Source organism: Enterobacter genomosp. O, from assembly GCF_001022965.1.
Lineage (GTDB): Bacteria > Pseudomonadota > Gammaproteobacteria > Enterobacterales > Enterobacteriaceae > Enterobacter > Enterobacter cloacae_L.
Genome location: NZ_LECZ01000003.1, coordinates 1 through 12538, shown reverse-complemented (window position 1 = coordinate 12538; position 12538 = coordinate 1). Strand labels below are relative to the sequence as shown.

The 12538-nt window shown below is 64.2% G+C and carries 2 protein-coding genes; both read left to right on the top strand.

The genetic code is table 11. The features are described from left to right. The first annotated feature begins 748 nt into the window (after positions 1 to 748). Positions 749 to 7825, top strand: coding sequence for a neuraminidase-like domain-containing protein (locus tag ABR39_RS00290; protein ID WP_047345336.1), 7077 nt, complete (start codon positions 749 to 751; stop codon positions 7823 to 7825). Positions 7826 to 7887: 62 nt separating this feature from the next. Then, entirely contained in the window at positions 7888 to 12303 is a 4416-nt protein-coding gene (locus tag ABR39_RS00285) for a SpvB/TcaC N-terminal domain-containing protein (protein WP_047345335.1), read from the top strand. Positions 12304 to 12538 lie beyond the last annotated feature (235 nt).

The following is a 12538-nucleotide window of genomic DNA, read 5'->3' as shown; positions in this document are numbered from 1 at the left end:
ATGCGCAGGCCGCAGACGTCCGGGGTATCAGGGTGGCGGAGGAAGGCGACGGCGCGCACGGCGAGGCCGCGGTTATCGCTTACCGTCAGGGCCGGGGTGTGGCGGAAGACGCCGCTCAGGGGGAATGTGCTCATGGTCTGACTCCGTAAACGGGGGCTGATGCGGGTTCATCAGGCGGGTTAGGGCCGGTGCGTCCGGGGAGAGAAACGGTGCCCGGGCGGGGAGCCGGCAGAAGGGGGTCGGCGCTCACCGGATCATACCCGTGAGGCACGGCTATCATTGCCCGTTCCGCCGGTATGTCAACCCGCCGGCGCCGGCTTCCGGTATGAATTATGCGATTTCAGGTGATTCATCCCTCGTTTCTCACCTGCCTTCCCATGTGGTGGGGGAATAAAAACGCTGTCCGTCTGCGAACCCAAAAATATTCAGGCCCCTGGTGACCCTGAAACGTCTTTTGCCCGGGGACGCTGCCGGCGAGGCGGTATTCCGGCGTTAATATTCTTTCTCCCCTCTTTGCCACCTGGCCGCAAACGCAAAAATGTGAGTCATGAGGCACCCGTATAATTCCCGGTAACTCACAGGACGGGTCAGGACATAGTGATTACTGTTATCTGGCTTCCTGCAGACCAGACGCGCCGGGTGACATGACGTCATTTCGCCCCGGTCTCCGGAACCGTTTCTCCGCGCTGTATCTGTTTACCGCTTGTCGATCCGCGCGGAGCGATCACTTTCCTTTACTGAGGTAACTATGTCAGAACATATCCAGAATATGCCCCTCTTCGCGGCTCTCGCGGAAAAGCTGAACATCACTACGTTGTCGGAACTCGGGGATTTTTCCCTGGAGCAGGTCCTGGCGGCGGCCGGCGATGACGTTGGCCATGCCGACTGTCACGCGCTGCACGCCGAAGCGGTCCGCCGTCTGGCGCTCAGCACCACGCGTGAGCGTCAGGCCGTCACCCACGCAAACCCGCAGCTGCTGCAGGCCCCGCATCTGGGCATTTCCGCGCCGGCTCACGCGGTTGCCTACGGCAATGAATTTGTGCCGGAACGCAATAACCAGTTTGTGAAAGAAGGGGACGTGTCATCCATGTTCTCCCCGGCGGCCTATCTGACCGAGATGTACCACAACGCGGAGCAACTGCACGATAAGGGGAATACGTACCATCTGGATACGCGCCGTCCGGACCTGGCCACCCTGACGCTGAGCCAGGACAATCTTGACACGCCGCTGTCCACCCTGAGCCTGTCGAATGAAATCCTGCAGGCCATGCTGAAAAAGCAAAGCCAGTATAATACTGACAACAAATTGCACACTGCACTGGCGCAAAACCTGACTCCCCCGGAAGGCCCGTATCACCACGCCTTCACCGGCATCAGCGAAGCGCTGCGCGAACGCGACGTGTCCCCCCTCACCCTGCTGGCCCCGGAAAACCGTCCGGTGGGCCATGATGACGTGGCGGCGCTGTGCCTGGCGCTGGGCATTTCCCCGGCGCTGTACGCGCAGCTGACCACGGACATCACGTTTGAGAATGCGAAGGCCGAGTATAAGAAGGTGTTTGGCGACACGCCGCCGGAGGCGCTGCTCAGTGCCCGTGCGCTGGCGGCCCGCTATAACCTGCCTGAGGCCATGTTTGAAGAGGCGCTTGCCGGGAATGTACTGCAGGTTGAGGACACTCAGGGTAAACAGGTAGATGGGGTACTGACACAGGTCTGGAAACGGAGCGGTGACACAGTCTTCACGCGCATCCGTTGCGAGGCGGTTGAATCCTCCTGGCTGTACGCCGAAAATACGCTTCAGCCGTCATCCTCCGGCCGCTATACCATGACGTTCCGTCAAAATTCTAAATATGAGAAATGTTTTGTACGGACCTCCGTCGCAGGCGATGTGACGGGCAATAAATCTTCTCCCGACCAGCCGCTGACCTCATTCCTTAATCTGGATGCCAGCCCCGGTACCATGCAGATGGTATGCGGTGTGGAAATGACAGCCCCTGGCCACAATTCGAATGAGGCTAAATACATTTATCATCTGGAGAATCATACCGCCCACACCTTCCTGTTATACCTGCATCGACAGGTCCTGTTGCACAAAGCCTCGGGCGTGGCGTGGCGCATCATCAGCGCCGTCATGTGCCGCCAGCCTGTCACCGGTCTGTCGGACCGTACTCTGGTACAGCTGGGCCTGGCCGTAGTGTATCAGCAGCGCTATGGTCTGAACGCCGATGACATCGTGGTGCTCACCGGCGGAGCGATTAACACGCAGTCGCTGTCCGGTCAACAGAGTCAGTTTGACGCGCTGTTCCATACGCCGCCGCAGAATGGCCAGCGCCTGCCGGAGTTGCATCAACGTGAATGGAGCTTCTTTTATGATCCGCTGAGCGGTGGAAGCGACATAAATGGGTGGGGGGTATACAGGCCCATCGTGCTGCGCGGCCTGCAGGCTGACGATACCAGCTATGTGGCGCTGAAAAAGCTGGCGGGGGATGTAAAGAACCAATATGATACTAACCCTGAGATTATCTATATTGGCGGCAATAATTACACACACTGCCAACTATTCACTTATTCGGCGCTTTACCGTGCCAGACTGCTGGCCGATATCCACGGTCTGACCGTCTCCGAGCTCAGCACCCTCCTGCCCCTGCTCGGATTCACCAAACCGCTGTCCGACGAGAACTTTGCCTCCGTCGTCGACAAAGTCTGGACCGCCACCCGCTGGCTGCGCGCGCAGAACCTCTCCGTCGCCGGTCTGCAGGCCCTGCTGACAGAACTCACCCCGGTGCAGACCCCGGAAATCAGCAGCCTGGTGCTTTCCCTGCGTAATGACGTCGTCCTGCCCGTCGACGCAAACGGTACTCCTGTTGCCCTTAACTACAGTAACCTGATCCCTGCTCTGGCTCCGCACATGGCCTCCGCGCTGGGCCTGACCTCGCCGGACATGACTCGCCTGGTCATGCTCTGGGTCGAGCAGAACTATGCCGGTGGTGTCGTCCCCTTCTGGAACGCTATTGCCTCCCTGAATATCAACAGCACTACGTTTGTCGTGCCGGTTAATGCACTGACCTACTGTCAGAAGCTGGGACAGCTGGCCGCTATCGTCAAGGGCCTGGACCTGAGCGAACCTGAGCTGGGGCTGGCGGTAGATAAACCGATAGTGCTGAACAAGGATGCTACCCGTACAACACCTTCGGTCGAGAACCTGATGCTGCTGAGCCGCCTTCACGGCTGGGTCAGTGCCCTGGGTGAGCAGGCGTCCGCGGCTCTGACCGCCCTGCAGAAAGGGACGCTGACGGTAAAACTGCTGGCTGAGCTGATGTCCCTGGACGGTCAGGCGCTGGCCGTTGCCGCGAAGCAGGCCGGGCTGGACAAACTCAGCGACTTCATCGCCGTTGAACGCCTGCTGCAGTGGCATCAGGCCGCGCAGACCCTGAACGTCAGCGCCGCCACGGTGGGCGAGCTCTTCGCGATGCGCTTTGTGGCCGACGCCGGCAAGCCGGTTTCCACCCTGGCGCAGTGGCAGACCCTGTCCGGCAGCGTGCTGGCGGGCCTGTCCGGGCGAGAACGTGCGGCGGTCAGCGCGGTACAGGATGAACGCCTGTCCTCCGCCCTGAGCCAGCTGTATATGGAGAAGGCCGCGCCGGCTGAACTGAAGCTGCGCACCCGCGATGACCTCTATGGCTACCTGCTGATTGACAGCCAGGTCAGCGCAGATGTCACGACCACCCGCATTGCGGAGGCCATGGCCAGCCTTCAGCTGTACGTGAACCGCTGCATGCAGCTCGGCCATCTGGAGTCCGGGGTTAAAACCGGGGCGCTGAGCCGTACGTTCTTCCGCGAGTGGGCCACCTATAACCGACGCTACAGCACCTGGGCGGGCCTGTCCCAGCTGGTGTATTACCCGGAAAACTACGTCGACCCGACCCAGCGTAGCGGGGAAACCACCATGATGCGCACCCTGCAGCAGTCCCTCAACCAGGGTCAGCTGACGCAGGACCAGGTGGAGGATGCCTTTAAAACCTACCTGGCGGAGTTTGAGAAGGTGGCCGACCTGGAGATTATCAGCGGCTACCACGACGGCCTGAATAACCGCAGCGGCCATGTCTGGCTGATTGGGGCCACCCGCGAGTCCACGCCGGTCTACTACTGGCGCCGGGTGGACATGAGCCAGTTTAAGGACGGGGCGTTCCCCGCGACAGCCTGGAGCGAGTGGCAGGAGATCACCGTGGCGGCGACGCCGCATGCGTCCTTGATCCGCCCGGTCATGCGCAACGGGCGCCTGCACCTGGTGTGGGTGGAGCAGCGCCAGGCCGGCGTGAAGGATGACAAGCCGGTATGGAAGGTAGACCTGAAATCCGCCCACCTTCGCCAGGACGGAACCTGGAGCGCGGCAAGGGTCTTTGAGGACCTAATAGATCATTCTTATCTGGTTGACAAATCAACCGCAGGGTTGTCGTGCCTGGAGGACCTGACAACAAACCATACTTACATCTATATCTGGAGTAAAAAACAAGACTCACCATCGATTCATGGTGTGGCTACGCTGTCGGACGGCAGACTGAAATATGAACATTCTTACGATAAGGTGCCCATTAAGCTGTTCAACAGTCAGGCCAGCCTGTCCGTTTGCTACCCGCTATCGCGCAGCGGGATATATGTCGACGCCAATAGCTTCACCTACCTAGGTTCAACCCTTAGAGATGAACGTTTTGCCCTCATTGAAGATGCGGGGAAGAACTATACGCTGAGCGGTGAGCTGATAGTGAAGAGTAAATTTCCTTACAGTTTTAAAATGCCTGAAGTCGCACTGCTCACCGGCAGCGGCACTATTATTGCCCGCCAGGCCCTGAACGTTGGTGATCTCACTACCCTGGGCAAAAGACTCCCGCTGGCCCTGACGTTCCCGCTTTCAGCGATCAGCAGCACATCATCCCAGACGTTCACCCTTGTGCTGCGCGATGACAGCGACGGTAGTGTTAGCAAGCAATTAATGTTTAATTTACTCCGTGATTCGGTTAACGAGCATACCCTCCTGACGTTGCATACCGCCCAGAGCGGTGCGCAGTCGATGGTCTGGGGCTTTAACGCCGTTAACCGCGTGCGCCTGAACACCCTGTTCGGACCGGAGCTGGTCAGGCGCGCCGCCCGCGGCCTGGACTCCATCCTGAGCCTGGAGTCCCAGTCCCTTCCGGAGCCCGCCATCCGGCCAAAAGGCGCCCGGGTGACCCTGACCCTGGATAAATACAGCCCCGCCGTCCACGGACTCGACAGGACCGTCACGCTGCGCCACACTTGGATCGGTAACGGGATTGCTCCGTACAACCTTTTCCAGGGGGAATTGAGCGCCGACGCCCCCACGCAGGTCACGGTGTTCATGAAGTATAATGACAATGGTAGCGATCCTAAAAATAACTTCTACCTGGAGCCTGAATATCAGAAAGGCACATTCAATAACATTCGTATCCACAAAAAAGACGGCGATGCCGACGTCTGGTCGCTGGATACCGGTCACAATAACGGCACCTTCCCGGGCCTGGTCCGCGTGGACCGTGTGGAGACCTTTGACGAAAACACGCCGGCTGAGCCGATGGACTTCGCCGGCGCCAACGCCCTCTACTTCTGGGAGCTGTTCTACTACGCCCCGATGCTGATTGCCCAGCGCCTGCTCCAGGAGCAGAGTTTCGACGACGCCGGCCGCTGGCTGCGCTACGTCTTCAGCCCTGAGGGCTACGACGGCAACGCCGGCCACTACTGGAACGCCCGCCCGCTGCGGGAAGACATCTGCTGGAACGACATCCCGCTGGACAGCACCGACCCGGACGCGGTGGCCCAGAGCGACCCGATGCACTACAAGGTCGCCACCCTCATGCGCCTGCTGGAGTTGCTCACCGCCCGCGGCGACCACGCCTACCGCCAGCTGGAGCGCGACACCCTGGCCGAGGCCAAAATGTGGTACGTCCAGGCCCTGGCGCTGATGGGCGACGAGTCCGTCACCCGCCCGGCCGCCTGGGCCGCCCCGACCCTGAAGGACGCCGCCGGTAAGGTCGTGAACCGCCTGCAGGCGATGGAGGACCGACAGGCGTCGCCGGTACGTATTCTGTCCGCGCAGCCCTATACGGCTAACGCCCTGACCAGGCTGTTTAACCCGCAGCAGAACGCCCGCTGGCAGGCCATCCGCCAGGACCTGACGCAGCGCCTGTACAACCTGCGTCATAACCTGACCCTGGACGGCCAGCCGCTGACGCTGCCGCTGTTTGCCACCCCGGCAGATCCGGCCGCGCTGCTGAGCGCCGCCGCCACCGCCGGCAAGGGCGGCACGCCGCTGCCGACCGGCCGCGAACTGGGGCTGCACCGCTTCCCGCTGGCCCTGGAAAGCGCCCGCAACATGACCGGCCAGCTGATGCAGTTCGGCAACGCCCTGAGCGGCGTGATTGAGCGCCAGGACGCGGAGGCAATGGCGGTGCTGATGCAGACCCAGGGTAAGGCGCTGATGGTCCAGAGTGTGGCGATGCAGAAGAAAACCCTGGAGGAGCTGGGTAACGAGGCGAAGGCCCTGGCCGCCTCCCTGGCAGGGGCGCAAAAGCGCCAGGCCTACTACAGCCGCCTGTATGACGAGAACATCAGTGCGGGCGAAGGCTTTGCACTGGGGGCCCGCGTCACCGCAGGCACCCTGCAGGCTGCCTCCCGTCCGCTGATGGCCGCCGCTGCCGCCGCCAACATGGCACCGAACATCTTCGGGATGGCCGTCGGGGGCTCCCAGTGGGGCAGTATTCCGTTTGCACTCGGCATGGCGATGGAAAGCGTCGCGACGGGGATGATGACCGCCGCCGACGGCGCCGCGCAGGGTGAAATGTACCGCCGCCGCCGCGAGGAGTGGGCGATGCTGCGCGATAATGCGGAAAAAGAGGTGGAGCAGCTCTCCGCCCAGCAGGCGTCCCTGACGGTCCGTACCGACGCGGCCGGGCTGCAGCTGACCTGTCTGGAAACCCAGCAGGCGCACAACGAGGCCCAGCTGGCCCTGATGCAGCGTAAGTTCAGCAATCAGGCCCTGTATAACTGGCTGCGCGGCCGCCTCTCGGCGCTGTACTTCCAGTTCTACGACCTGACCGTATCGCGCTGCCTGCGCGCCGAGAAATCCTTCCAGTGGGAGACCGGCGAGACGCGCAGCTTTATCAAACCGGGGGCCTGGCAGGGCACCTACGCCGGCCTGCTGTGCGGCGAAGCGCTGATGCTGAACCTGGCCGCGATGGAGAGCGCCTACCAGAAATGGGAAGCCCGCGCCCTGGAAGTGGAGCGCACCCTGTCCCTCGGCGAGCGCTACGGGAAGCTGTCCACCGGGAAGTTTTCGCTGAAAGACACCATTAAGTCGCAGCTTGGCAACGGTAAGGGCGAGGCCGGCAGCGGTAAAGACACCGTCAGCCTCGATAAGGATATCCTCTCCGTCAGCGTGGAGCTGAAGGGGCTGGGCCTGGCGTCGGACTATCCGGACGGCATGAAGCTCGGCAAGGTGCGCCGCATCAAACAAATCAGCGTCACGCTGCCGGCGCTGCTGGGGCCGTATCAGGACGTGCAGGCGGTGCTGGGCTACACGGGCACCTCCCCGCTGGCCCGCGGCTGCTCCGCCATCGCCGTCTCCCGCGGCATGAACGACAGCGGTCAGTTCCAGCTGGACTTCAACGACGGGAAGTACCTGCCGTTCGAGGGCATTGATATCTCGGATACCGGTACGCTGACCCTGCGCTTCCCGAACGCCACCGGCACCCAGAAGGCCCTGCTGGCCAGCCTGAGCGACATCATTCTTCACGTTCGCTACACCATCCGCGACTGAGTTCCCGGGTTTCGTTAACCATTTAATCACAGGCCCCTCCGGGGGCCTGACAGGAGTATGTTATGCAGGATATTCAGGAACCGGTTGCCGTCACCCAGCTGTCGCTGCCCAAGGGCGGCGGCAGCCTGCAGGGTATGGGCGAGTCCCTGGGCACCCCCGGGCCGGACGGCGTGGCGCAGATGAGCCTGCCGCTGCCCGTCTCCGCCGGGCGCGGCATGGCACCCGCGCTCAGCTTAGGCTACAGCAGCGCCGGCGGTAACGGCCCGTTTGGCCTGGGCTGGCAGGCGGGCGTGATGAGCGTGCGCCGCCGGACCAGCCAGGGCGTGCCCGCCTACGACGACCAGGACGCGTTTATCGGCCCCGACAACGAGGTGCTCGTCAGGGAGCTCGATGGTCACGGCCAGCCTCTGGTGAGGGAAACGGCGACGGCGCAGGGCGTGGCGCTCGCGCAGCGCTGGCGCGTGACGCGCTTCCGCTCCCGCACCGGCGCCGGCGCCCCGCGCATGGAGTACTGGCAGCCGCTGGTCGCCGGCGCCTTCCCGTTCTGGCTGTGCCACACGCCGGACGGCCAGGTTCACTGCCTGGGACAGCGCGCCGATGCCCGTCTCTCCAGTCCGGACAATCCGGAACAGATTGCCGAGTGGTACCTGCAGGAGTCCGTCTCGCCGGACGGGGAGCACATCAGCTACCACTACGCCGCAGAGAACGACGCCGGCACCGGGGCCGCCGAGCGCGAGGCCCATCCGCGGGTCGCGCAGCGCTACCTGCAGCAGGTCCGCTACGGTAACCGGACGCCCCGGGCGACCCTCTTTGCCTGGGATGCCATCCCGCCCGCGCCCGACGAGTGGCTGTTTACCCTGGTGCTGGATTACGGGGAGCGTCCGGCCGGTCTGAACACGGTACCGGCGCTGGCGACCAGCGGGGAATGGGGGCTGCGCGCCGACCCGTTCTCACGCTACGACTACGGCTTTGAGGTTCGCACCCGCCGCCTGTGCCGTCAGGTGCTGATGTATCATGATGTGGCGGCGCTGGACGGGCGTCCCGCCGCGCCGCCGGTGCTGGTCTCCCGCCTGCTGCTGACCTATCACGCCTCGCCGTCGGTCACCCAACTGACCGGCTGCCGGCTGCTCGCGCATGAGCCGGACGGCACCCCGTGCGCCCGTGCGCCGCTGTCGCTCGGCTATCAGGCCTTTGAGCCACAGCACGCGCCGGCCTGGCGCCCCCTGACCGGCCTGCAGGGGTTCAACGACGGCCTGCGCTATCAGTGGGTGGATCTGTATAACGAAGGTATGCCGGGGATCCTGTATCAGGACGAGCACGGCTGGCAGTACCGCGCCCCGGAGCGCACCCCGGGCACGACGGACGGGATCACCTATGGCCGTCCCCGCCTGTTACCCGTCCCGTCCCTGATGCAGGGCGGGCGCCTGATGGACCTGACCGGAGACGGCCGTCTGGACTGGCTGGTAGCCCGCCCGGGGCTGGCGGGCTTCTACCGCCGTCACCCGGATAAGGGCTGGGGCGATTTTACGCCGCTGGCCGCGCTGCCGACGGAGTTCTGGCAGGACGGCATGCAGTTTGCCGACCTGAACGGCAACGGCGTGTCGGACGTTGCCCTGATTGGCCCGAAAAGCGTGCGCCTGTATCCGGGCACCCGCGAGGGCTTTGCGACCGGCCGTGACGTTGAGCAGACCGGCGGCATTACGCTGCCGCTTTCCGGCATGGATGCGCGTGAACTGGTGGCGTTCAGTGATTTACCGGGCTCCGGGCAGATGCACCTGGTGCGCGTGCGCCATGACGGCGTCACCTGCTGGCCGAACCTGGGGCACGGGCGCTTCGGCGCGCCCTTTACGGTCCCGGGCTTCAGCCAGCCGGAAGGCGAGTTTGATCCGGGCCGGCTGTTCTTCGCGGACCTGGACGGCACCGGGACCACGGACCTGATTTACGCCCATGCCGATCATCTCTGGGTCTATTTTAACCAGAGCGGTAACCGCTTCGATACCCCTCTGGTGCTGCCGCTGCCGGACGACGTCCGCTTCGATCATACCTGCCAGCTGACGGTCGGAGATCTGCAGGGGCTCGGCGTCTCGAGCCTGGTCCTCAGTCGCCCGCACATGAGCGAGCAGCACTGGCGATATGACCTTGCCGGCCTTAAGCCCTACCTGCTCAGCCGGGTGAACAATAACTGCGGAGCGGAGAGCCGCCTGCACTACCGCAGCTCCGCCCAGTTCTGGCTGGATGAGAAAGCGGCGGCCGGCGACGGCAATCTGCCGGCGAACCACCTGCCGTTCCCGGTGCATCTGCTGGCCGCCACGGAGTCACTCGATGAAATCACCGGGAACCGTCTGGTCCAGACCGCCACCTACCGGCACGGCGTCTGGGATGGCCACGAGCGCGAGTTCCGGGGCTTTGCCCTGGTGGAAACCCGGGATACGGACGAGCGCGCGCAGGGCAATGCCGAAGAGCGCAGCGCCCCGGTGCTGACCCGACAGTGGTTCCATACGGGCGTCGTCGGGGATGAGCACCGTTATCGCCAGGCCTACTGGACGGGTGACCGCCAGGCGGTGAAGCCGGGTGCCACGCGCCTGACCCGCGCGGAGGGAGACAAGGAGGCGGCGCTGGACGCCCCGGCGGCGTTGCAGTACTGGATGCACCGTGCGCTCAGGGGAAGCCCGCTGCGCACGGAGGTGTATGCCGCCGACGGCAGTGCGCAGGAAACGGTGCCGTACCAGGTCACGGAGGCCCGCTATCAGGTCCGTGTGGTACAGTCTGCCGCCCCCGGTGCACCGTATCCGGTGGTGGCCCCGCAGCCGCTTGAGCAGTGGAGCTATGGCTATGAGCGCGTGGCAGACGACCCGGTTGTCAGCCAGGAGGTCACGCTGGCCACGGATGCGTTCGGCTACCCGCTGCGCACAGTCTCCGTCAGCTACCCGCGACGTGCCCGCCCGGCCGCATCGCCTTACCGTCTGGATTTACCGGAGGGCGCCTGGGAGGCAAGCTATGACGAGCAGCAGGACGTGCTGCGCCTGACGGAAACCGAATACAGCTATCATCATCCGGATACGGTGCACGGCTGGCGCACGGGACTTCCGCATCAGCAGCGCATCAACCTGGTGACGACGTCCGGTGCAGGCAGCACGCCGTACCTGTCTGCGGAAGATTTGCTGCAGGACACGGGGCTGCTGGGCACAAATGCCCCCCGACAGTACGCCGGACACACCACGGTGCACTACACCGCCGGTCGGGCGGATAGCCCGCTGAGCGCGCCGACGGTGCAGGCCCTGGTGGCCTTTGAGGAGAGCGCCGAGCTGGACGCCGACAGCCTGAAGGCGCTGGACGGGATTCTGAGTGCCTCAGAGCAGCTTACACTGCTGCAGGAGGCGGGCTACACGCAGGCCCTGCCGGCGTTTGCCCGTCCCGGTGAGGCAAAAGTGTGGGTGGCGACCCGCGCACTGACGGATTACGGCAGCGCGGCGCAGTTCTTCCGCCCGCTGGCGCAGCGAGCCTCTACGCTGACGGGCGCCACGACGCTGACCTGGGACCGCCACCACTGCGTCGTGACGGCGACGGAAGATGCGGCCGGGCACCGGACCCGCGCCGTCGTCGACTACCGCTTTATGGTCCCGGTGTGCCTGACGGACATCAACGCCAACGACAGCATGGTGACGCTCGATGCGCTGGGACGGGTGACCAGCAGCCGCATCCGGGGGACGGAGGACGGCCTGCCGGCGGGCTGCCCGACGCCGGAAGCGGTCCCGTTCCGGGTGCCCGCCTCACCTGAGGAGGCCCTGGCGTTGTCCGGTCCGCTGCCGGTCTCGCAGTTTATGGTCTATGCCGACAACGCCTGGGCCCGCCGGGTACCGGATGACGTCGACCCGTCCCTGCGCCAGGCGCTGCATGAGGCCGGGATGATGACGGAGGACGGCTGCCTGTGCGCGCTGGCGTACGCCCGCGCCCTGAAGCGTCCCGGGCTCAGCGTGCTGATGTCCGCACTGGACACGGACAGTGGCCGGGCGCCCCCTCACGTGCTGACGGTGGTCACCGACCGCTATTATCCGGATGCGGAACAGCAGCAGCGACAGCAGGTGGTCTTTTTTGACGGCGCCGGCCGGGAACTCCAGACGGCGCAGCGCGTGCCGGCGGGTGAGGCCTGTCAGCGTCTCGATGACGGCTCCCTGGCCATCGGTGAGGATGGCCTTCCCCGCAAGGCGCACTCCGGGACGCGCTGGGCAATTACCGGCCGCACGGAGTATGACAACAAGGGGCTGGCGGTCCGCCGCTACCAGCCGTTCTTTATCAACAGCTGGCGCTGGCTGCGCGACGACAGCGCGCGTGAAAACGCCTGGGCCGACACGCACGTTTACGATGCGCTGGGCCGGGAAACTGAGGTGCTGACCGCCGCCGGCTGGCGCCGCCGGACGCAGTACACCCCGTGGTTTGTGGTCAGCGAGGATGAGAACGATCTGGCGCACCTGAGCTGATACGTCTCCCCGTCCGGAGGCCGGCCGCCCGCGCCGGCCTCCTTTCTTCTTCCCGCCCGCCTGCCGGGCTTTTTTTTTCATTTTTATCACCACCCGGAATATTTATCATGAGCTTCAGCCCTGCCTGCTTTCAGCACACCCCGACCCTGACGGTAAGTGATAACCGCGGCCTCGCCGTGCGCGCCGTCGCCTTCCTCCGCCACCCTGATACCCCGGACGTCTGCGGCCTGCGCAT

Bases quoted from the DNA above. Each gene is read 5' to 3' on its own strand.
- ABR39_RS00290 (WP_047345336.1), top strand. From the start codon at position 749: ATGTCAGAACATATCCAGAATATGCCCCTCTTCGCGGCTCTCGCGGAA.
- ABR39_RS00285 (WP_047345335.1), top strand. From the start codon at position 7,888: ATGCAGGATATTCAGGAACCGGTTGCCGTCACCCAGCTGTCGCTGCCC.